This is a genomic window from Pikeienuella sp. (assembly GCF_046290545.1).
In the GTDB taxonomy this organism is placed as follows: domain Bacteria; phylum Pseudomonadota; class Alphaproteobacteria; order Rhodobacterales; family Rhodobacteraceae; genus Pikeienuella.
The window spans coordinates 140,037-162,126 of record NZ_JBKAGV010000008.1 but is presented as its reverse complement, the minus strand read 5'-3'; the positions used below and the strand labels follow the sequence as shown (position 1 = coordinate 162,126).

General features: G+C 68.9%; 18 protein-coding genes. 12 read left to right on the top strand and 6 right to left on the bottom strand.

The window, feature by feature from the left end; genetic code table 11:
• From ACE37J_RS07015 to ACE37J_RS06995, 5 genes are all read left to right on the top strand, one after another.
• A complete protein-coding gene (locus ACE37J_RS07015; RefSeq protein ID WP_409709146.1) occupies positions 1–804 on the top strand; it encodes a class I SAM-dependent methyltransferase in 804 nt (267 codons plus the stop codon).
• Entirely contained in the window at positions 801–1,424 is a 624-nt protein-coding gene (locus ACE37J_RS07010; protein ID WP_409709143.1) for a DNA-3-methyladenine glycosylase family protein, read from the top strand. The genes ACE37J_RS07015 and ACE37J_RS07010 overlap by 4 nt, the downstream gene beginning before the upstream one ends.
• Positions 1,421–2,068 carry an alpha/beta hydrolase gene (locus tag ACE37J_RS07005; RefSeq protein WP_409709140.1) on the top strand — a complete coding sequence of 216 codons (648 nt, stop codon included), beginning with the start codon at positions 1,421–1,423 and terminating at the stop codon, positions 2,066–2,068. Before ACE37J_RS07010 ends, ACE37J_RS07005 begins: the two co-directional genes overlap by 4 nt.
• 171 nt (positions 2,069–2,239) lie before the next feature.
• Positions 2,240–2,911 carry a VPLPA-CTERM sorting domain-containing protein gene (locus tag ACE37J_RS07000; RefSeq protein WP_409709137.1) on the top strand — a complete coding sequence of 224 codons (672 nt, stop codon included), beginning with the start codon at positions 2,240–2,242 and terminating at the stop codon, positions 2,909–2,911.
• A 146-nt stretch (positions 2,912–3,057) separates the two neighbouring features.
• The gene (locus ACE37J_RS06995; RefSeq protein WP_409709134.1) at positions 3,058–3,642 is read left to right on the top strand and encodes an HNH endonuclease; all 585 of its coding nucleotides are present in this window, start codon (positions 3,058–3,060) and stop codon (positions 3,640–3,642) included.
• Here ACE37J_RS06995 and ACE37J_RS06990 read toward each other — a convergent pair.
• Both ACE37J_RS06990 and ACE37J_RS06985 read right to left on the bottom strand, forming a co-directional pair.
• The gene (locus tag ACE37J_RS06990) at positions 3,615–4,103 is read right to left on the bottom strand and encodes a disulfide bond formation protein B (protein ID WP_409709131.1); all 489 of its coding nucleotides are present in this window, start codon (positions 4,101–4,103) and stop codon (positions 3,615–3,617) included. The two genes, ACE37J_RS06995 and ACE37J_RS06990, sit on opposite strands and share 28 nt — an antisense overlap.
• Positions 4,100–4,681: a YqaA family protein gene (locus ACE37J_RS06985; RefSeq protein WP_409709128.1), complete on the bottom strand. Its 582-nt coding sequence runs from the start codon at positions 4,679–4,681 to the stop codon at positions 4,100–4,102. Before ACE37J_RS06985 ends, ACE37J_RS06990 begins: the two co-directional genes overlap by 4 nt.
• A 98-nt stretch (positions 4,682–4,779) precedes the next feature.
• Here ACE37J_RS06985 and ACE37J_RS06980 point away from each other — a divergent pair, with 98 nt between their 5' ends.
• Positions 4,780–6,813 carry a BTAD domain-containing putative transcriptional regulator gene (locus ACE37J_RS06980; RefSeq protein ID WP_409709125.1) on the top strand — a complete coding sequence of 678 codons (2,034 nt, stop codon included), beginning with the start codon at positions 4,780–4,782 and terminating at the stop codon, positions 6,811–6,813.
• 20 nt (positions 6,814–6,833) lie between these two features.
• Entirely contained in the window at positions 6,834–9,116 is a 2,283-nt protein-coding gene (locus tag ACE37J_RS06975) for an FAD-dependent oxidoreductase (protein WP_409709122.1), read from the top strand.
• Positions 9,117–9,119: 3 nt separating this feature from the next.
• On the opposite strand, the gene ACE37J_RS06970 is transcribed toward ACE37J_RS06975, so the two are convergent.
• Positions 9,120–10,457: an HlyD family type I secretion periplasmic adaptor subunit gene (locus tag ACE37J_RS06970; protein ID WP_409709119.1), complete on the bottom strand. Its 1,338-nt coding sequence runs from the start codon at positions 10,455–10,457 to the stop codon at positions 9,120–9,122.
• Positions 10,454–12,340: a type I secretion system permease/ATPase gene (locus ACE37J_RS06965; RefSeq protein WP_409709116.1), complete on the bottom strand. Its 1,887-nt coding sequence runs from the start codon at positions 12,338–12,340 to the stop codon at positions 10,454–10,456. The genes ACE37J_RS06970 and ACE37J_RS06965 overlap by 4 nt, the downstream gene beginning before the upstream one ends.
• Before the next feature lie 250 nt (positions 12,341–12,590).
• Between ACE37J_RS06965 and ACE37J_RS06960 the strand changes: the two genes are divergently transcribed.
• Together ACE37J_RS06960 and ACE37J_RS06955 are read left to right on the top strand one after the other, a co-directional pair.
• Positions 12,591–13,352: a VacJ family lipoprotein gene (locus tag ACE37J_RS06960; protein ID WP_409709113.1), complete on the top strand. Its 762-nt coding sequence runs from the start codon at positions 12,591–12,593 to the stop codon at positions 13,350–13,352.
• Between the two features lie 20 nt (positions 13,353–13,372).
• Positions 13,373–13,981: a phospholipid-binding protein MlaC gene (locus tag ACE37J_RS06955; RefSeq protein WP_409709111.1), complete on the top strand. Its 609-nt coding sequence runs from the start codon at positions 13,373–13,375 to the stop codon at positions 13,979–13,981.
• Here ACE37J_RS06955 and gghA read toward each other — a convergent pair.
• Positions 13,964–16,339 (bottom strand): glucosylglycerol hydrolase, encoded by a 2,376-nt coding sequence (gene gghA / locus ACE37J_RS06950; protein ID WP_409709108.1) that lies wholly within the window; start codon positions 16,337–16,339, stop codon positions 13,964–13,966. The genes ACE37J_RS06955 and gghA overlap by 18 nt on opposite strands.
• Complete coding sequence (glgB, locus tag ACE37J_RS06945; RefSeq protein ID WP_409709105.1) at positions 16,336–18,468, bottom strand: 1,4-alpha-glucan branching protein GlgB; 2,133 nt, start codon at positions 18,466–18,468, stop codon at positions 16,336–16,338. The genes gghA and glgB overlap by 4 nt, the downstream gene beginning before the upstream one ends.
• A 200-nt stretch (positions 18,469–18,668) precedes the next feature.
• On the opposite strand from glgB, the gene ACE37J_RS06940 reads away from it, so the two are divergent.
• From ACE37J_RS06940 to ggpS, 3 genes are read left to right on the top strand one after another with little or no spacing between them, the layout of a single operon-like run.
• Positions 18,669–19,778: an NAD(P)H-dependent glycerol-3-phosphate dehydrogenase gene (locus tag ACE37J_RS06940; protein ID WP_409709102.1), complete on the top strand. Its 1,110-nt coding sequence runs from the start codon at positions 18,669–18,671 to the stop codon at positions 19,776–19,778.
• Positions 19,775–20,560, top strand: coding sequence for an HAD-IIB family hydrolase (locus ACE37J_RS06935; RefSeq protein WP_409709099.1), 786 nt, complete (start codon positions 19,775–19,777; stop codon positions 20,558–20,560). Before ACE37J_RS06940 ends, ACE37J_RS06935 begins: the two co-directional genes overlap by 4 nt.
• On the top strand, positions 20,550–22,046 hold the full coding sequence (gene ggpS, locus ACE37J_RS06930; protein ID WP_409709096.1) for a glucosylglycerol-phosphate synthase: 1,497 nt from the start codon (positions 20,550–20,552) through the stop codon (positions 22,044–22,046). The genes ACE37J_RS06935 and ggpS overlap by 11 nt, the downstream gene beginning before the upstream one ends.
• Positions 22,047–22,090: the final 44 nt, after the last annotated feature.

The following is a 22,090-nucleotide window of genomic DNA, read 5'->3' as shown; positions in this document are numbered from 1 at the left end:
GTGGACCGAGACAGCATCGCCGCGATCCATGCCCGCTTCTGGCGCAAGGGCTGGGGCTCCGTCAGCGTCGAGGAGGCCGGCTTCATTCTTGACGCGGTGGCGGCGCGCAGGCCGCGGCGCTTCGTCGAGATCGGGACGGCGTCGGGCCTGTCCGGCGCGCTGATCCGGCTCATGCTGGCGGCGCATGGCGGGGAGCGGCTCGTGACGCATGACGTCTCCGCGCGGTTCTTCGGCGACCCGTCCCGGGAGACGGGGTTCCTGCTCGGAGAGATCGGCGGGGCGGAGGGTGTTTCGCTCTCTCGCCATGTCGGGCGCGGGGCGGCGGACCTCCTGAGCCGGGGCGAGCGGTTCGACATGGCTTTTGTCGACGCGAACCACAGGCACCCCTGGCCGCTGCTCGACACGCTTTATCTCTCGGAGGTGCTGGAAGGCTCGCGGATCGCGATTCATCACGATCTTCTTCTTCACCGGCGCGGCGCGGAGCCCGCCGGGATCGGGCCGAAGCATCTTTTCGACCAGGCGCCCGCGTCGCGGCGGCGCGCGGGCGGGGGCGGGAACATCTTCCTCCTCGATCTTTCTATGAAGCGGGCGGAGCTCGGCGCCCTCGCCGTTTCCGCGCTGCATCTGCCGTGGTCGCTCGACCGGCCGATGGGCGCGGAGGCGCGGGAGGCGGCGCGGGCGATGCTGAAGCGGAGCCTGCCCGGCCACGTTCTCTCCGCCTTCGACCGGGCGGCTGCGAAGTTCGACCGCGCGGCGCCCGGCTGGGGCGCGCGCGGCGGCCTGCTCGGAAGGTTTTTCCGGTGAGGATCATCGAGACGACGGCGGATGTGGCCGAGGGCGCGACCTTCCTCGCCGCATCCTGCCCGCGCATGGCCCATGCCGTGGAGATTTCGGGGCCGCCGCCGCTCCGCCGCCGGGAGGACGGGTTCCCGGCCCTCCTCAACGCCATCGTGAGCCAGCAGATCTCCGTCGCCGCCGCCGCCGGAATCTGGGCGCGGCTGGAGGCGGCGGGCCTGACGACGGAGGAGGCCGTCGCCGCCGCCCCGGAGGAGGCGCTGCGCGCCGCCGGCCTCTCCCGCCCCAAGGCGGCCTATGCGCGCGCGCTCGCCGCGTCGAATCTCGATTATGCGGCGCTGCGCGCGGCGCCGGAGGACGAGGCGGTCTCCACGCTCACGGCGCTGCCCGGGATCGGGCGCTGGACGGCGGAGATCTACCTCATGTTCGCGGTCGGCCGGGCGGATGTGTTCGCGCCCGGAGACCTCGCGCTGCGCGAGGCGGCGCGGGCGCTCTACGGGCTCGAGGCGCGGCCGGCGATTCCGGAGCTTGAGCGGATGGCGGAGGCGTGGCGCCCGTGGCGGGCCGTTGCGGCGCGCATCCTCTTCGCCTACTACCGCGCGATCAAGGGCAGGGAGGGCGCGACATGAGCATCCTGACAGGGCCGCGCGCCGCCGCGCGCTCGGGCGAGGCGAAGAGCCTCGTGATTTTCCTGCATGGCTATGGCGCGGACGGGCAGGACCTTTTCGGCCTCGCCGGCGCGCTCGCGCCCCTTCTGCCCGACACGGTCTTCCGCGCGCCGAACGCGCCGGAGCGCTGCGCTGTCAACCCGATGGGCTATCAGTGGTTTCCGATCTCCTGGATCGACGGCTCGCCCGAAAGCGCGATGATCGAGGGGGCGAAGCAGGCCTCCGCCACGCTCTCCGCCTATCTGGACGAGGCGCTGGAGGAGGAGGGACTGGGCGCGGACCGGCTGGCGCTCGTCGGCTTCAGCCAGGGCACGATGGTCGGCCTCGACGTCGCGCTCCGCCGCCCGGCGCCGATCGCCGGCATGGTCGCCTTCTCCGGCCGCTACATGGAAAACCCTGCGCCGGCGACGGCGAAGCCGCCCGTCCTCATCGTGCATGGCGATGCGGACGAGGTGATTCCGGTGAAGGCGCTCCACGAGATGAAGGCGCGGCTCGACGGCATGGGCGTGGAGGCGACGGCGCATGTGAGCCGGGGGATCGGCCACGGCATCGCGCCGGACGGATTGCGCCTTGCGGCGGAGTTCCTGCGGCGCGTGCTCGCCTGAACAGCGAGCGGATGCGCGATTAATCACGATTCAGACAGACACGACGCTATTTCTACTTCAAGTCGCCGCAAATCCGATCTATCCCCTTTGGCACGGGCGATGAACGTGTGGGTCTCGCCCGGTTGTTTGTGGAGACGGCGGCCTGTCGTCTCTGTTGTGGGAGCAGAAATCATGAAGAAATCTCTGGCTGGCCTTGCGCTTGGCGTTTGTCTTTTCGCTGCGCATGATGCGGCGGCGACGACCGTGTTCGCCACGCAGATCGACTCCGGCCGCACCGGCGCGGCCGAGCTTGGCTTCACGACGACGCCGGTCGACAACACGAACCGCGCCGCGGGCGGCAATGCGCTCGGCGCGCCCGATGCGACCTTCGCGAATTCGGGTGGCGGCTTCTACAGCCTTGGCCTTGGCGGCGCGGCGGTGTTCGGCTTCGGCGTCGATTTCGGAACGCAGGCCACCGTGTTCGAGGTGACCTTCGGCTGCACCGGGCCGCAGAGCCCGAACGGAACCTGCTCCTTCGTCGAGACGGCCGATGTCTATGCGCTGGCCGGCGGCTACACGCCCTTCGACGGCGCTTTCGGGCTCTCCGATCTGCTCTCGCTCGGCTTCCAGAAGGTCGGTTCGATCCCCAACGGCGTCGCCAACACGGCGGGCGGGGCGACGATCGCGATCAGCGGCCCGTTCTCCTGGCTCGCGCTGGTGGACACCAGCCCGTTCGTGAACGGCCGTGACGGGTTCGACGTGGATGCGGTCTCCGTCTCCGCGGTGCCGCTGCCGGCCTCGATCCTCTTCCTCCTCGGCGGCCTGGGCGGCCTCGGCCTTCTTCGGGCGCGCCGGGCCGCCTGAGGCGGGCCCCTGCGGCCCGACCTGTGGATAAGTCATATTTCTTTCGCAGATCGTGCTCATCTTGATGCTTGATCGGTCGGGTCGGCAAGATATAGTCGATCCGACACGGAGGCGAAGGTGATGATCCTCAGGGAGCGATACGCGAGATGACCGGGACGGCGGCGATGAATTTCGTCCGCTCCCCGGGGCGGCTGCGGGATCACCCCGCGCTCGTGCTCAACGCCGATTACCGCCCGCTTTCCTACTTTCCGCTTTCACTCTGGCCATGGCAGGAGGCGGTCAAGGCCTCCTTCCTCGACCGGGTGCAGATCATCGCGGAGTATGACGAGGTGGTGCGCAGCCCGTCCATGGAGATGCGCATCCCGTCGGTCGTCGTCCTTAAGGAATATGTCCGCCCGGCGCTCTACCCGGCCTTCACCCGCTTCAACCTTTTCCTGCGGGACGAGTTCACCTGCCAGTATTGTGGCGCGACGGGTGAGATGACCTTCGATCATGTCATCCCCCGCTCCAGGGGCGGCAGGACGACATGGGAGAACGTGGTCGCCGCCTGCTCCCCCTGCAACCTCGCCAAGGCGAGCCTGACGCTGCGCGAGGCGCGGATGAACCTCCGAAAGCCGCCGCACCGGCCGACGGCCGAGGCTCTGCGGAACACGGGCCGCAAGTTCCCGCCCAACCACCTTCACGAAAGCTGGATGGACTACCTCTACTGGGACGCAGAGCTCGACGCCTGATCCCGCGCGGCGAGCAGCGTCGCCCCTGCGAGGCCGGCGGAGAGGATCGCGTTCCACCCCGCCATCGAGACCCCGAGGAAGGACCATGCGACGACGTCGCAACGGACCAGCGGCGCCGCCTTGAGACGCTCGACGAAATCCGCCGCGCTCAACCCCGTCGCAGGCGCGCCGGAACATTCGGTCGGCCCTTCCCACCAGGCGAGTTCGACCCCGGCGTGGAAGACGCCGAGGCCCGATCCCACGAGCAGCGCCAGCGCCCCGAGGAAGAAGAGGAGCGCCGCCGGCCTCCCACGACCGAGCAGGAGCGCGAGCGCGGCGAGGCCGATGGCGATCCCGTGCGGCCACCGTTGCCAGATGCACATCTGGCAGGGCGCGAGCCCGCCGACATGCTGGCTGAAGAGCGCAGCCCCGAGCACGGCGGCAGGACCCAGCAGCGCGACGAGCGGGAGGGCGCGCCTCACACCAGGTATTTCGCGGCCGCGAATCCCCCGAAGAGAAGCACGAAGAACAACGTCGCCATCAGGCCAAGCCGCTTTTCAATGAAGACCCGCACCGGCGGCCCGATCTTCCACAGGAGAACCGCCATCAGGAAAAAGATCGCGAAGCGGGCGATGATGGAAGAGAAGAGGAAAACCCAGAAATCGAGCGCGGTGGCGCCTGAGAGAATGGTGATGATCTTGTAGGGAAAAGGCGTTACGCCGGCGAAGAGAACGGCCCAGGCGCCGAATTCGTTATACTGGGCGGCGAAGACGTCGAACTTCTCGCCATAGCCGTAGAATTCGAGCACGGGGCGACCGACGCTCTCGAAGGCGAAGGCGCCGAGCGCGTAGCCCGCCACACCGCCGGCGACGGAGGCGACGGAGCAGACGAGAGCGATGCGCGCCCAGGCCTCGGGCCGCGCGATCACCATCGGGATCAGCAGAATGTGCGGCGGGATGGGAAAGACCGAGCTCTCGATGAAGCTGACGACCGCGAGCGCCCAGAGCGCGTGGGGCGTCTCGGCGAGCGCTAGTGTCCAGTCATACAGCCGTCTCAGCATCTGATGCGCTTATCCGCGCGCCGCGTCGCTGTCCATCGCCTATTGCGCCGCAGCGCAGCTATCCTCTTGGTGGCGGAGCGCTACCTGGGATATGCACGATGTCAGACTGGTCGACAGAGCGGGGAAACGTGAAGCATGAGAAGCCTGACGCGCCCGTGATCGTGCTGTCCGCCCTCGGAAGCGGCGCGCTGCGTATCGGCGTCGACGGCGCGGCGGCGACCCTCGGCATGAAGGCGTTCGGCCTGGTCGTCTATCTCGCCGAGGCGGCGCCGCGGCCGATGCTGCGCGAGACGCTGGTCGATCTCCTCTGGGAGCGGTCCGATCCGGTCCAGGGTCGCGGCAGTCTTCGCCAGGAAGTGCGGCGGATCAAGAAGGCGCTCGGCAAAGAGGCGTTCGACGCCGTCTTCGTCGTGACGGACAGCCATATCGGCCTCGTCGACGGGAAATTCGTCTATGACGCGGCGCAGCTCGCCGCCGCGGCGGCGGCTGACGATGCCGAAAGCCTCGCGCGGGTGCTCGAACTCTATCGCGGCGACTTTCTTGACGACAATCGCGCCCGGTCCGAGAACTTTCTCGCCTGGTCGACAAGCCGGCAAAGCTTCTATCGCGATCTGGCGGTGGCCGCCCTCGTGCGGCTCGGCGCGGTTGATCTCTCGGCGGGGCGGGTCGGGCGGGCGCAGCGGGCGGCCGACCGGATCATCGCCATCGACTCGCTGCACGAGCCGGGGCACGAGCTCCTGATCCGCTGCCATCTCGCCAACGGGAGGCGGGGGGAGGCGCGTGCGCATTTCGAACGGTTCCGGGCGCTGATCCTGCGCGAACTCGCGCAGGAGCCGGAGAAGCGGCTGACCGATCTCGTCGCGTCGCAGACGCCGATAGCCCCGTTGACGCCGGACCCGCCGCGACCTTCCGGCCGCGCCGCCAACGGACGCCCGACCATCGCCGTTCTGAACGTGAGCCGGCGGCTGCCGGATGAATTCGCCTATCTCGCCGACGGCGTCTCCGAGCAGCTCGTGTCGAATCTTTCGAAATCCGCCTGGCTTCGCGTCGCGGCGCTGAACCCTTCGCCCTTCCTGCCCGCCGATATCGACGTGGACCGCAACCAGCGCGACGTGCGCGACTTCGCCGACTACATCCTGCGGGTAGACGTGCGCATGCATCGACGCCGCGTCTCGATCCTCGCGACGCTCAGCCGCGTCGCCGACCAAGAGACGATCTTTTCCGACGAGAGCGAGGATGAAGTGGAGGACGTGCTCGCCCTCCAGCGCGACCTGGCGCGGCGCATCGCCTCCATCTTCGAGCCGATGGTGATCGACGACCAGTCCCGCCGCGAATCGGAGACGGAATGGCGCGCGCCGGCCGATCCCGACCACTGGCGGCTGCTGATGCGGGCGCGCTGGCTGTTCTGGACGACGCGGCCGAAGCCGAACCGGGAGGCGCAGGCGCTGCTCGGCCAGGCGCTGAAGGTCAGCCCGCATGACGTGCCGACGCATTGCGTGCTCGCCTTCTCCCACATGCTCGACGCCTGGAGCGACTGGGTTGACGACCCGCGCGCCTCGGTCGCGGAGGCGCAGCGCTGGGCGCGGCGCGCAGTGCAGATCGCGCCGCAGGACGGATGGGCGCAGTTCACGCTTGGCGTCATGCTCTCCACGCCCGAGCAACTCGAACAGGCGAAGAGCCATGTCTCCTTCGCGCGGAAGCTCGCCCCCTCGCTCGTGCCCGCGACGGGGGAGCTGGCGCGCTTCCACGCTTTTGCGGGAGAGACGGCGGAGGCCGTGCGGCTGGCGGACGAGGCGCTCTCCCTTTCCCCCTACGACGTGCATTCGGGGCTTTGGCTCCGGACAAAGGCTTTCGCCGCATGGATAGAGGAGGACCATGCGCGGGCGCTGGAGATCGCGGATTTTGCGCTGACGATCCGGCCGGCCTGGTTCCAGAACCATTATCTTCGCGCCGCGATCCTTTCCGAGACAGGGCGCGAGACGGCGGCGCGGGCGGCGCTGGCGGAGGGCGCGCGGCTGATGGGGCGCTATTCCGACGCCGCGCTCCGGATCGGCCATCCATTTTCGAAACCCGCGCTCGCGGCGCGGTTCATTGCGGCTCTCAACAAGGCGGGAGGCGCGTTCACGACCTGAGGCGAAGCCAGGAGATTTCGATGAAGTCAGCAGCGAAAAAGAAGATTGCGGTTCTTGGCGGCGGGCCCTCCGCCCTCGTGGCGGCGTTCAGGCTGACGGAGGAGCCGGGCTGGAACGACCGGTTCGAGATCACGGTCTACCAGAAGGGTTGGCGGCTTGGCGGGAAATGCGCGACGGGGCGCGACCTCGACCGCTCGAATCGGCTCTACGAGCACGGCATCCACGGCTTCCTCGGTTGCTACTACAACGCCTTGACGGTGATGAAGCGCGTCTTTGACTCGCTGGAACGGCCAGCCGACCATCCCCTCCCCGATTTCGAGACGGCGTTTCACGGCATGTCCGGCGTCATCCGTTACGAGATGGACGAGGGCGCCATCAAGACCTGGCCGATCTATTGCGAGCCCTGGTGGCACAGGCTGGACGAATGCCTCGGACGGGAGCCGACGCTTTCTGAAATCGTCTCGGAAGCGCCCAACCTGGCGCGGATCGACGTCTGGCTCCTCGGGCTGGTCCGGCTCGCCATGCTCGCGCTGCGACAGGCCTGGGCGAAGACATACCGGAACGCGGCGACCGCAGGCTATGTGCTGGCGCATGGGGAGATTCCTCCGGGCGGCGGAAGCCCTGCCGTCTCCGATCCGGCCTCGGGGCGCTATGATCTGAGGATAGAACCCGGCGCGAAAGCGATGAACGCGGCGCTGGGTGGGCTCGCGCGCGCGGCGCAGGCGGCCTTCGACGGGAAGGACTTCCGCCTCGCGGCGGAGACCTTCGCGAAGGGGCATGCGCTCTTCTCCGGCATCGCCTCCGCCGGCGGCGGCGGCGCGGCGCGGGACCGGCTGCGGCGGCTCGGCCTGCTGCTCGACTATTTCGCGGTCATCACGCGGGGCGTGCTCGCCGACAGGGTGATGAAACGAGGCTTCGCCGCGCTCGACGCGGAGGACCATGTCGACTGGCTGCGCCGCCACGGGGCGTCCGAGGAGACGATCCGCTCCCCGCTCACCTCCTCGACTCCCAACATCACCTATCAGTACCCGGAGGGGGACAGCCTGCAGCCGGCGGTCATGGCTGCGGGAGCCTACCTGCACTGGACGCTGATGACCTTCACCTACATGGGCCGGTTCATCCAGCTCTTCGAGGCGGGATCGGGCGAGACGCTGATAGCGCCTCTGCACGAGGCGCTGGAGAAGCGCGGCGTGCGCTTCGCGTTCTTCCATGACGTGAAGGCGCTCCGGCTGGCGAAGGGGAAGGCGGAGATCGACCGGGTGGAGATCGACGTTCAGGCGAAGGTGAAGGCCGGGCGCTACGCCTATCGACCCTATGTCGATGTGAAGACGGAGGTGGAGGGCGCGCGCCCGCTTCCCTGCTGGCCGGACCGGCCGCTCTGGGACCAGCTCGAGGAGGGCGAGCGGCTCCGCGCCTCCGGCGCCGATCTCGAGAGCTTCTGGTGCGACGCCGTCCCCGCCGAGCGGCGCGTCCTGAAGCGGGGGGAAGACTTCGACGAGGTGATCCTCGGCGTTTCGGTTGGCGCGCTGCCTTTCATGACGGGCGATCTCGCGAAGAGGAAACGGCGCTGGGGACGCATGCTGCAGGAGAGCCGCACGGTGATGACGCAGGCGATGCAGCTATGGCTCAACGAGACGCCGTGGGATCTCGGCTGGGGCGGCTACACCAACGCCTATGACGACTATCTCCTCTCCGCGAATTTCATGACCCAACCGAACGGGCAGGGCGATTTCACCAAGTATATCCGTTACGAGGAATGGCCCGAAGGGCATCGCCCCGCCTCCCTTCTCCTCCTCTGCGGCACGCTGCCTTTCCACGGGACGGTGGACGGGACGGAGGGCGCCGATTTCCCCGCCCGGCTGACGGCGGAGGTGAAGGCGCGGTCTATACAGTTCCTGCAGGCGACAGGCGGCTTCATGCTCGAAGGCGCGACCGTGGCGGCGCAGAAGGGCTATGGCGACCCCTTCGCCTTTGACTTCGACCTTCTGCACCCGGCCGCGCCTGAAGGCGCGGCGCCGAAGCGCGGCGCGGCGCGGTTCGACGATCAGTACTGGCGGGTCAACGCCAACCCTTCCGACCAGTATGTCTCCACCCCGCCGGGAAGCACGCGCTGGCGCCTTCCGGCCCATGACACCGGCTTCCCCAACCTCTTCATCGCGGGGGACTGGACGGAGAACGGCCTCAATGTCGGCTCGATGGAAGGCTCCGTCCGTTCCGGCCTCCTTGCGGCGGAGGCCGTACTCGGAATCCGGCGGGAGAAGAGCGGCGTGATCGGGCTCGATCCGAGGCCGCCCGCGCCGTGAGCCCTATTCCTCCCGCATCGCCTGATTGAAGTAGTCCATGAAGGGCTTCATCAGGTAGACGATCGGCGAGCGCTCGCCGGTCGTGATGTAGGCCTCGACCGGCATGCCGGCGACGAGTTCGACATCCCCGAGCTTCTCGATCTCGCCCGGGTTGATCGTAAGCTGGGCGACATAATAGCTGCGCCCGGTCTGCTCCTGCGTGAAGGCGTCGGGCGAGACGCGGATCACCTTGCCTGCAAGGTCCGGCGTCGTGCGCATGTTGAAGGCCGAGAAGCGGAGCCGCGCCTCCTGCCCGGGGAAGACGTTGTCAACCTGCCGCGTGTCGATCTCCGCCTCGACCACAAGCGCCTCGTCCGAGGGGACGATGTAGAGGATCGGCTCGGCTGCGCGCACCACCGCGCGGAGCGCGAAGACCGTCATGCCGATGACCCGCCCGGGCCGCGGCGCGACGATTTCGAGCCGCGCGATCCGTTCGAGGAGGGAGTTGCGCCGCTCCCTCAACTCGTTCTCGCGGAACTGGTTGTCGCGCAGCTGGGTGATGGCCTCTTCGCGCCTTGTGGAGGAGAGGCCGAGAAGCTGGATCTCGATCTCGGAGATCTGCCCCTTCAGGCGGGCGATATTGGCGATCAGCTCGCCCCGTTGGCCGAGGAGGCGCGCATTCTCCCGCTCGAGCGCGAGGACGCGGCTTGCCTGGGCGAGGCCTTTCTTCTGCAGTTCCTTGAGGTCGCCAAGCTCCTGCCCGACGAAATCGAGCTGGCTGAGCAGCGCCGTCTGCTGCGCCTCGGCCCCGATGATCTCCTCGCGGATCTGGGCCTGCCGCTCGCGGAGCTGCTCGCTCTGGCTCTTCAGGGTCTCGTCCCGCGCCGCGAAGAGCTCACGCTGGCCGGTGACGAGCGCGGCGACTTCGGGATCGGCGGCGGCGACCTCCAGCAGCTCCTGATCAAAGACGATTTCCGTCTTGTCCAGCTGTTCCGCCGTGAGGCGGCCGCGGCGGGCGACGAGTTCGAAGAGCTGCCCCTCGACGATGGCGAGTTCGGCGGCGATCAGCGTCTCGTCGAGCCGGATCAGGGTTTCCCCCGCCTCCACGACCTGCCCTTCGCGGACGAGGATCTCCTTCACCACGCCGCCCTCCGGGTGCTGGACGACCTGCCGCTCGGATTCGACCTTGAGCTTCGCCGTCGCCACCACCGCGCCGGCGATGGAGGCGAAGGCGCCCCAGCCGCCGACGCCGCCGACGAGGAAGACCAGCGTGAGGAGCCCGATCCACATCGGGCGGCCTGCCGACCAGCGGCGCGCTACGGTCTTTTCCGGGGAGGACTCGGGGGCGGGAAGATAGGTCATGGTTCGGAGCTCCCTTCAGCCGGCGCCGCGGGCCGTTCAGAAGCCGGCCCGGCAGGCCCTCTGCCGCCCGGCGGCGATACTGGCGGCGTTCCCGGCGGCGCTCCCGGCGGGCCGGCGGGTCGGGAAGGCGGCCGCGCGCCCGCGCCGGGCAGCGTGGCGGTCACCCCGGTCGGCGCCTGGCCGATCTGCTGGTGGTTCTGGGTGGTCTGGCGCAGCACCTCGTCCTTCGGGCCGAAGGCGCGCGGCTGCCCGCCCTCCAGCACCAGGAGGAGGTCGCAGGCTGCGATGGCGGAGGGCCGGTGCGCCATGATGATGACGGTCCGCCCCCGGCCCTTCGCCTCCACGATGGCGTTGACCAGCGCCGCCTCGCCCTGAGCGTCCAGATTGGAGTTAGGCTCGTCCAGCACCAGCACCGCAGGATCGCGGTAGAGCGCGCGGGCGAGGGCGATGCGCTGGCGCTGCCCGCCCGAGAGCCGCCCGCCCGATGGGCCGGCCGGAGTGTCGTAGCCGTTCGGCAGTCGCAGGATCATGTCATGCGCGCCGGCGCGCTTCGCCGCCTCGACCACGGCTTCCGGGTCCACCGTCTCGGCGAGGCGGGCGATGTTCTCCGCCACCGTCGCCTCGAAGAGCGAAACGTCCTGCGGCAGATAGCCCATATGGGCGCCGAGCACGTCATCCTCGAACTGGTCGAGCGCCGCGCCGTCGAGCCGGATCACGCCCTGCGCCGGCTTCCAGATGTTGACGAGCGCGCGCGCCAGCGTGGTCTTGCCCGAGGCGGAGGGCCCGATCACGCCGAGCGCCTTGCCGGGATCAACCGTGAAGCTGACGCCGCGCAGCGTCGGCGCGCGCTCCCCCGGCGCGATGACGGAGACGTTCTGGACGTCGATCCGCCCCTTCGGCGCGGGGAGCTTCGTCCGCTGCTGCTCCTCCGGCGTGCGGGCGAGAAGGTCCGAGAGGTTGTTCCAGCCGTCCTTCGCGCGCTGGATGTTGGACCACTGGCCGATCGCCTGCTCCAGCGGCGCGAGGGCGCGCCCCATCAGGATCGAGGCGGCGATCATCATGCCGGGGGAGATCAGCTGTTCGATGGCGAGGAGCGCCCCGAGCGCCAGCATCGCCGACTGGAGGAAGAAGCGCAGCGTCTTCGACGCCGTGGCGTAGCCGCCCGTGGAATCCGAGGCGCGGATCGACGAGGCGAGCGCGAGCTCCCGGAACTTGCGCCATTTCGAGAGGGCGGCGCCGCGCATGCCGAGCGCCTGAACCGTCTCGCCCTCCCGCCGCAGCGCCTCGGAGAAGGCCTCGGACTGGGCAGAGGCGCGCTGGCTCTCCGTCATCGGCTTCCGGGAGGACCATTCGTTCAGCATCGTGATGACGAGAAGCAGCGCGCCCCCGCCAAGCGCGAGCGCGCCGAGCGACCAGTGGAACGAGAAGATGATGAAGAAGAAGAGCGGCGCGAACGGCATGTCGAACAGCGCGAAGGGGGCCGGGGAGGAGAGCACGCGCTGAATCGTCTCAAGGTCGCGCAGGCCCGATTGCGGCCGGGAGCGTTCCGACGGCGCGACCGCTCTGCGGAGAACGGCGTCAAAGACGCGGCGGTCCAGCAGGTCCTGAAACCGGGCGCCGGCGCGGGCGAGGACGCGGGCGCGCGCATGGTCGAGAAGGCCCATGAAGAGGAAAAGCGCGCAGATGAGCGCGAAGAGCGCGGCCAGCGTCGCCTCGGAATTTGAGGCCAGCACCCGATCATAGACCTGGAGCATGAAGAGCGGGCCTGTCAGCATCAGGATGTTGACGAAGGCGCTGAACACGCCGACGCCGACCAGAAGCCTGCGCGAGGAAAACAGCGCCTTCCTCAGTTCCTGCCGGCCCGCCGCGCTCTGATCCGCCATGAAGCCCGTTCTCCGTCTTCGATCCGCGGTCCGTTCTAGCCGCGCCGCGTTAAGCAATCCCGTCGCGATCCCGTCTTTCGGGGGCTTCTAGCATGTTCGGTGCGAAAGGCGAATCCGCCCTTCGCCGCGGCGTCGCGGTTGTGAGCAACGTCACGCCCGCCCGGGCGCCGCCTGCTTGCGCGTATTGGCAGGCTGGGGCATGAGGGAGTGTCGGGCTTGCGCCCGCAAGGAACGGATTCGGGAGCTGGGCATGAGCGGCGGAATATTCAGCGCCAGGGCGGCGGCGTTTCTTTCGCTCGCATTGCTGGCGGCCGGGTGTGCAAGCGCGCCCGTTGTCGAGGGCCAGCTCATCGCGGACCCTTATGAGGAGACGAACCGTTCCGTACACGCCTTCAACAAGGGCTTGGACACGGCGCTCCTTCGCCCGGTCACCCAGGTTTATGATACGGTGACGCCGGCGTTGATCCAGCACATGGTCGGCAACGGGCTCGACCATCTGAGCCTGCCGGCAATCTTCATCAACCGGATCCTGCAGGGCGACGCGGAGGAGGCCGGAGCGGCGCTCGCGCGGTTCTCGCTGAACACAATCATCGGGGCCGGCGGCCTCCTGGATCCGGCGACCGAGTTCGGCCTGCCGCATACGCCGACCGATTTCGGCGTGACGCTCGCGCGTTGGGGCGCGCCGGAGGGCGCATTCGTGGAGGCTCCGATCTTCGGCCCGAACACTGAGCGCCACCTCGTCGGCCGCCTCGTGAACTTCGCGCTCGATCCGGCGATCCTCGTGACGGTCGGCGCCGTCGAGGTGGCGAATACGATCATGATCATCGACGCGACGCGCACTCCTCTCGCCGTCGTGAGGGCGCGGGACGACAATTTCGGGCTGATCGACGAAGTCCTATATGAAAGCGAGGACAGCTACGTCACGTCGCGGACAGGCTATGTCCAGGCGCGGCGGCGGCAGGTGGCGGGCGAGACGACGGCCGATCAGGCGCCGAACATCTTCGGCGACTGAGGCCGCCGAGTGGAGGCGATATGACGGTGACGGCGATCACGCGGCGCGGGGCGCTCGTTCTGTTACTGGGCGCTGCGCTTGCAGGGCGCCCGGCGGCGGCGCTCGATACGAAGGCGGCCGAGTCTTTTGTCGCCGAGGTGGTGGAAGAACTGCGCACGCTTGTAGAGAACGGGCGTGAGGGCCCTGCCGGCGCCGCCGAATTCCTTGCGCTGCTCGAGCGCCGGAGCGCCATCGACGCGGTCGCCCGTTTCGCCGCCGGCCGCGCCTGGCGCGACATGAACGAGGCTCAGCAGAAAGCTTACCTCGCCGCCTACCGGACCTATATCTCGAACACCTACCAGAACCGGTTCGGCGAGTATGCGGGTGAAGACATTGTCGTCGGAGGCGCTATCGACGCCGGAAACAAGGGCGTCATCGTCAAGAGCACGCTCGTTCGGCCCGCCGGCGCGCCCGTCGCCGTCGAATGGCTGGTGAGCGACCGGACGGGTTCCCCGCTGCTCGCCGACATCATCTTCGAGGGCGTTTCGCTGGCGATCACGCTCCGCGAGACTTTCGGCGGCATGATCGAGTCGCGGGGCGGCGATATCGACCGATTCATCGCCGATCTCGCCTCATCCGCCGGCGCCTGAGCCCGACCTGACGTAGAGCAGCCCCATTCCGTCCCTCAGGACGATCTCGCCGGCTTCATAGTCCGCGCCGATCGGCGGCGTGCGGAGGAGCAGCCGCCATTCGCCGCCTTCGAGGCCGGGGACCGGCTCCGACAAAGGGTCGAAGGCGGAGAGCGGCTGGCCCTCCAGATGCATCACGGCGTAGACCTCCTCCCCGTCCGGCCCGCGACGGAGAGAACGGAAAACGACGGAGCCGTTCGCCGGGCGGCGGAAGTCGAAATGATCGCCGGGGCCCAGATTGCGCCTGAGCCAGGGGCGCGCGCGGCGGAACTCCCTCAGGTCCAGCATGAACCGCGTCTGCGCCTCGCCGAGATGGTCGAGATAACCCGAGACGTTGCAGTAGTCGTGCATGTCGTCCATCCATGCCCGCGCGATGCGCTTCAGCGCCGGCACGTCGAAGGGGCGGGGGCCGGCGAGCGGCGGGTCGACCTCGGTCAGCAGGGTCGCGATGGTGGGGAGGTCGTATTCCGTCACCTCGACCAGCGCGGGCAGGAACGCCATGAAGCGCGCCAGCTCCTCCCGCGTCCCGAAGCCCAGTTCCTTCAGCCGCCTGAAGCTCGCGGGCAGGGAATAGCCGTAATCGTCCACCTGCCATTCAAGGGAGATCGCCTCCTCCGCCGCAACCTTGACGCCCCAGCGGTCGTCCTGATTGCGGATGAAGCCCCATGAGGCGCGGGCCGTGGCGTTCAGGAAGTCCATCGGCACGCCGGGGAAGGCCGCGTAGGTCAACATCTGCGCGGCAGGATTGTCATAGGCCTTGTCGAGAATCTCCATCAGCGTCTCGCCGAGGCGGGTGTTGATGTTGAGCTTGGTGGAGACCTGCGTGCCGCGGCGCAGCGTGTCATGGTTCGCGCAGCCGGAAATCCAGTTCTCCCCGTTCTCCAGGATCTCCCGGATGCGCCAGTACTTGTTGAGCCAGAAGCAATAGAGAAACGGGGTGTTGTGCGCGAAGGAGAGCGGGCCCCACTGGAACACGTCGTCATCCTTCTGCGAATCCGTCACGGCGCGGTAGCTCGAGGAAAGCTCCCAGTCCTCCTCCGGCCAGGGGCGCCCGTCCTCGAAGATCATCCAGGGACGATAGCTGGTTCCCGCCACCTCCTGCACGAGGTCGGACATTTCCTGCAGATACTCGTCGTCATGGCGCAGGACGTAGGCGTCCGCGTCCCACCACTTGAAGTCCTGCGCACCGTCCACCCGCACGCCGTCGGCGCCGAAGTTGACCTTGCGGCGCTGCATCTCCAGCAGGATCGCGCGGACGGCGGGGTTCCGGTAGGCGAGATTCTGACCGTACATGTTCGGGCCGGCGAAGAAATGGGCGTTCAGAGCGTCCAGCCCCTGATTGTCCGCGTGGCCGTAGACGACGTCGAGGATCAGCTTCTTCGGCCCGGTCGGGAAATTGTGGAGCGCGGCGGCGAGATCCACGAGTTCGTCGGGTCGGCCGGTCTCCAGCAGCGCCGGGTTCACCGCCGCCATGCCCGAGATCACCACGTCATAGCCCCAGTTCGTGGTGTCCGGCCGCCGGAGTTCCACCGCGGCGGCGCCCGCCGCGACGTCGAGATCGCGCCAGAATGGCGGGCCGGCTTCATAGACCGTCGTCGGCTCCACCGGCAGGAGCTGCCAGGCGTCGTAGCCGAGGAAAATCCGGTCCGCCGGTTCCGGCTCGCCTCCGGCGCGCACCCGCTCCCCGAGGGTTTCGACATGGCGCGCGAGGCTCGCCAGCGTCATGCCGAGCGTGGCCGTCGGCGCGTGAAGCTGGAGGATGTTGGCGGCGGGGCCGAGTTTAACGGGCCCGTCGGCGCCCTTGCGCATCGCTTCGTAATAGGCGTGGTCGGTGCGGGCGGCCTGCATGCCCTCGACATCGTAATACTCCGCAGGGGCGAAGGCGCCAAAGGGGAGGGATGCGGCGAGCGGGTCGAGCACCCGCCGCTCCCGACCCTCGCCGTCACGCCAGACAAGAGCGTAGAAATCCCCCACAACGCCGCGGGAGCCGGCCTGCATCCCTTCCACGGCGGCGAAGCACCAGGCGTCGATGCGCCCTACGGGAATGAGCGTGCGACGGAAGCTTACCTGTTGGCGCGAGACGTCGAGCGCGAGGGGCGCGCGGTGGCTCAGGATTTCGAGCGCGACGTCCCCGTCCGGTATCCGGCGTTCGAGAAGTTCGGGCGCCCAGAAACCGATCTCCGCAATCTCCCCGCGCCTGTGCGCGCCGAGGCGTCTCGCGATGCGGCGCGCGGCCTGGAACGCGGTCGGCTCATGCGCGAGGGCCGAGGCCGCCTCCGCGACGAGCGCCTCCGTGGCGCTTTCGGCGAGCTGGATCATTGATTGTCCTCCTCATGGCGGAGCCAGACGGCGCTGAAGGGGGGGAGGTCAAGCGCGAGCGAGTGCGCGAAACCGTGCGCGGGTTCGGCCTCCGCCTCGGCGATTTCCGGCCCGCAGCCCGGTCCACCGTATCGGGCCTTCTCCGTGTCCAGAACCCGGCGCCATCGCCCCGGCGCCGGCGCCCCGAAGCGCCAGCCGCTCAGCGGCGCGGCCGAGAAGTTGAAGAGCGCCATAAGCGGCGCCGCGCCGGGCGCCTGCCGGAGGAAGGCGAGCGCCGCCGTGTCCGCCGCTCCTCCATCGATCCAGCGGAATCCCTCTGGCGCGGCGTCGAGCGCATGGAGCGCCGGCTCCTCGGCGTAGAGCCGGTTGAGGTCTGCGACCAGCCGGGCGACGCCGGCATGGCCGGGTGCGTCCGCTTCGCCCCAGGGCAGAGCGGCCTCGTGGTCCCAAGCCGAGGACTGCGCGAATTCCTGCCCCATGAAGAGGAGCTTTTTCCCCGGATGGGCCCACATGAAGGCGTAGTATGTGCGAAGCTGGGCTAAGCGTGTCGCGCCGTCGCCGGGCATCCGCCCCAGAACGGAGCCCCTGCCGACGGCGACCTCGTCGTGGCTGAGCGCGAGCACGAAGGCTTCCGAAAAGGCGTAGTGAAAGCTGAAGGCGATGTCCCGGTGGTTCGCGGGCCGCTCCGCCGGATCGAGGCTCATGTAGCGGAGCGTGTCATGCGCCCAGCCCATGTTCCATTTGAAGTCGAAGCCGAGGCCGCCTTCCTCCGCCGGCGCGGTGACGCCGGGCCAGGCGCTCGACTCTTCGGCGAAGAGCAGGGCGCCGGGCGCTTCGCGCGCCAGCGTCTCTGTCAGCAGGCGGATGAAGGATTCGGCTTCGAGGTTCTCACGCCCGCCATGCACGTTCGGGAGCCATTCGCCCGGCAGCCGCGAATGGTCCCGGTAAAGCATGGCGGCGACGGCATCGACGCGGAGGCCGGCGACGCCGCGCGCCTTCACCCAGTAGAGCGCGCTTGCGAGAAGGAAGTTTCGCACTTCCGCGCGCCCGAAATCGTAGACGAGCGTCCCCCAGTCCGGATGCGCGCCCTCACGCGGGTCGGCGTATTCGTAGAGCGGCTCGCCGTCGAACCGGGCGAGGCCGTGCGCGTCCTCCGGGAAATGCGCCGGAACCCAGTCCAGGATCAGGCCGAGCCCCGCCTCGGCGCAGGCCTCGACAAAACGGCTGAAGCGCTCCGGCGGGCCGTGTCGCCTCGTCGGCGCGAAGAGGCCCACGGGCTGGTATCCCCAGGAGCCGTCGAACGGATGCTCCATGACCGGGAGCGCCTCTATGTGCGTGAAGCCCAGCGCGGCGGCGTAGGGCGGCAGGGCCTCCGCCAGTTCGTCCCATGTCAGCGGCCGCCCGCCCGGCCCCCGGCGCCAAGAGGCGAGATGAACCTCGTAGATCGAGATTGGCCGCGCCCGCGCGCCGGGCGCTTCGGGCGCCATGTCCGGGGCAGGGAGCGGCCGGGCGACGACGGAGCAATCGCCCGGGCGCAACTCCGCGGCGCGGCCGAGCGGATCCGCCTTGGGGGGGAGGAGCGCGCCGTCCGGCCCCAGAAGCTCGAACTTGTAGCGGGCGCCGGCTTCGAGGCCGGGAACGAACGCCTCCCAGAGCCCGGCCCCGCGCCGGCGCATCACGTTGCGCCGACCGTCCCATGCGTTGAAGTCGCCGACGACGGAGACGCGACGCGCGCGCGGCGCCCAGACGGCGAAGGCGACGCCCGCCACGCCCTCGTGAATAAGGAGATGGGCGCCCAACGCCTCCCAGAGCCGCAGATGGGTTCCTTCGCCGATCAGGTGCTCGTCCAGCGCGCCGAGGAGCGGACCGAAGCGATAGGGGCAGGGGAACGACCACGCGCCCCCCGGCCCCTCCGCCATGATCGACCGCGCTTCAGGCGGCGCGGCGAGGCGGGCGGCGAAAACGCCGGTCTCGCCGAGGGGGCGAAGCGCCGGTCCGCCTTCCAGGCGCGCCGCGTTCGCGCCGGGCGCGAAAGCCCGGAGGCTCCAGCCGTCCCCGTCTTCGTGCAGACCGAGGAAATCGTACGACGCCTCGTGACGCCCTTCGGCGACAAGGCGAGCCTCTTCCATCTCCGCCCGATCCGATCGCCGGAACGAAATCATGGCTGTGGCGTTAGCAGGGTTAGAGCTGCGCAGCCTCGCTGCGCCGCACGATGTTGGACTTCGTTCATGACACATTATATAGTTTATCAACGCTGTCTTTCGCAACCCGTAGTGTTGCCAAGAATGACGCAGCGCACAACGAGCCGTGGCGTCAAGGAGGGAATGGAATGAAGACCGGGCGAGACGTGACGAAGGCGCCGCTACTGGAGGTTGAACCGTATGAACGTATCGCGGTCATCGGCGGCGGCGCATGGGGCACGGCGCTCGCCATCCTGGCGGCGCGCGCCGGGCGTCAGGCGCCGCTCTGGGCGCGCGCGCCCGGGGCGGCCGAAGCGATGGCCGGGGCGCGCAGGAACGCGCGCTACCTTCCCGACGCCGCACTCCCCGAAGCGGTGACGCCGACGGGCGACCTCGCTTTCGCCCTTGCCGGGGCGGACGCCGCGCTGCTCGTCACGCCCTCCGACGCGGTGCGGGAGATGGCGCGCCGCATGGGCCCGCTTCTTTCCCCGGAGGCGCCGGTGATCCTGTGCGCCAAGGGGATCGAGCCGGGCACCGGCCTCCTGATGACGGAGATCGTGGCGGAGGAATTGCCGGGCCGGGCGCTGGGCGTCCTCTCGGGCCCGACATTCGCGCACGAGGCGGCGGCGGGACACCCCACCGCCGTCACCATTGCGTCCGACTTTCCGGAAGGCGCGCCAGAGCGCGCCGTGGCCGCGCGGCTCGCCGTCTCGCTCGGGTCGGAAGCGTTCCGGCCCTATGTCTCGGACGATGTCGTGGGCGTCGAGGTTGGCGGCGCGGTCAAGAACGTCATCGCCATCGCCTGCGGGATGATGACGGGCGCAGGCTTCGCGGAGAACACGCGCGCCGCGCTCATTTCCCGCGGGATGGACGAGATGAAGCGCCTCGCCGAGGCGCTCGGCGGGCGCCGTGAGACGGTGACGGGGCTTTCCGGCGCCGGCGACCTGACGCTCACCTGCTCCTCCACCTCCTCGCGCAACATGTCCTTCGGCGTGCAGCTCGGTTCGGGGAAGAAGCGGGAGGAGTGCTTCGGCGGCCGGCCCGTCGTCGTAGAAGGGGAGCTCAACGCGATCTCCGTCACCGACCTGGCGCGGAAGAAGGGCGTCGAGATGCCGATCGCTGAGGCGGTGCGGTCGATTCTCCATGAAGGAGCGGGGATCGGGGAGACGTTCCGGGCGCTCTGGGCGCGGCCCATCGAGGCGGAGCCCAAGGCGCTCGATCTCTATATCGAGCGGCGGGCCGAGGAGGCGGCGCGATGAGCGCGCCGCCCCTTTCCGCCCGCCGCTTCGTCCTCGCCACCGATCTCGACGGCACCTTTCTCGGCGGCTCCGAGGAAGACCGGCGGCGGCTCTACGACTGGATCGAGGCGAACCGGGCGACGGTCGGCCTAGTCTTCGTCACGGGGCGGGACCCGGCCTTCATCTCGGAGCTTTGCGGCTCGGGCCGCGCGCCCTGGCCGGAATTCGTGATCGGCGACGTAGGCACGACGGTCGCCTCCGTCCATCGAGGCTTGGCCGAGCCGGTTCGGCCGGTGCCGGAGCTTGAGGAGGAGATCGCGCGACGCTGGGCCGATGGCGGGCCGCGCGTTCGCGCCGCGCTCGAAGGCCATGCCGGCCTGAAATTGCAGCCGACCCCGTTCCGCCACCGCGTCAGCTACGACATGGACCCCGAGGCCTTCGATCCGCGCGCCGAGGCGGTCGTCGCGGCGCTCGGCTACGATCATCTGATCTCGGACGACCGGTTCTTCGACGTTCTCCCGAGGGGCGTCTCCAAGGGGCCGACGCTCCGGCGCCTCGTCGTCCATCTCGGGCTCGACGAGCGCAGGGTGCTGGCGGCGGGGGACACGCTCAACGATCTTTCCATGCTCGAATCCGGGCTCCCCGCCGTCGCTGTCGGCGGGTCGGAGCCCGGGCTCCTCGCGCGCGTCCGCGGGCTCGATCATGTTCACAAGGCCGAGGGCAGGGGCGCCGCCGGCATCCTTGAGGCGATCCGCCGCTTCGGCCTTCACCCCATGCAGGAAGGAGGCGCCCATGCGCTCTGATCTCGTCATCGTCTATCATCGGCAACCCTATGAGGAGGTCGAGGAGAACGGGGAGATCGTCCTCAGGCCCAACAAGAGCCCGAACGGCATCGTGCCGACGCTGAAAAGCTTCTTCGGCAGGGTCGGCAAGGGCTCCTGGGTGGCCTGGAAACTGGCGGAGGACCCTGCCAACCCGGACTTCGAGAGGGTGGTGGAGATCAAGGACGATTTCGGGAGCTACAACGTCTCCCGCCTGCCGCTGACGGCGGAGCAGGTCTCCTCCTTCTACCACATCACCTCGAAGGAGGCGTTCTGGCCGATCCTCCATTCCTTCAAGGACCGATACAACTACGACCCGGTGGACTGGCCTACCTTCCGCGAAGTGAACTGGGCCTTCGCCGAGGCCGCGGCGCGGGAGGCCGCCGAGGGCGCCGTCATCTGGGTCCACGACTACAATCTCTGGCTTGTGCCCGGCTATATCCGCACGCTTCGGCCGGACGTGCGCATCGCCTTCTTCCATCACACGCCCTTTCCAGCCTCTGACATGTTCAACGTGCTCCCGTGGCGCAAGGAGATCGTGGAAAGCCTCCTCGCCTGCGATGTCGTGGGTTTTCACATTCCGCGTTATGCGGCGAATTTCGTCTCGGTCGCCTCCAGCCTTTTTGACATCGAGGGGATCGAATGGGAGAGGGTGCGCGCGGATTTCACGCCCGAGGGCGCCGCGCTCTCCGAGCGGCGCACGCCCGTCTTGCTCCGCTATGACGGGCGCGATGTCGCCATTTCCGCTTTCCCTGTCGGCGTGGACGAGGAGTATATCTCCGGGCTGGCGAAGGCGGACGAGACGGATGCGCGCGTCGCCGCGATCCGCGAGGAGCTTGGGGACGCGAAGTTGATCGTCTCCGTCTCCCGCACCGATTACACGAAGGGGAATATCGAGCAGTTGCAGGCCTATGAGCGGCTCTTGCAGCGCCGCCCCGACCTTCACGGGAAGGTCCGGCTCCTCCATGTTTCGGTGCAGGCCAACCGGAACATGACCGCCTATGAGGAGGTGCAGGGCGAGATCGAGCAGATCTCCGGCCGGATCAACGGGCTCTATGGCAGTTTCGAGTGGCAGCCGGTGGCGCTCATCTCAACCGCAATCCCCTTCGCGGAGCTTGTGGCCTATTACCGTGCGGCGGATGTGGCCTGGATCACGCCGCTGGCGGACGGGCTGAACCTCGTCGCGATGGAGTTCGTCTCGGCCCGGGCGGACGGGGACGGCGTGCTCGTCCTCTCCGAATTCGCCGGCGCGGCGGTTGAGTTGAGCCCGGCCGTGCTGGCCAATCCGTTCTCCTACCGGGCGATGGACAACGCCATCGACCAGGCCCTCTCGATGGATGAGCCCGAACGGCGGGACCGGATGCGCGCCCTCCGCGCCCGCGTCGCCCGCTACGACATCCGCGCCTGGGCGGAGGAGCAGCAGCGGCTCTTTGACGCCAGCGCCGAACGGCGCACGGAGGCGGCCTGAATTCACGGCCTTCTCGCGGTGCCTGAACGCGAGGGCGGGCGCGC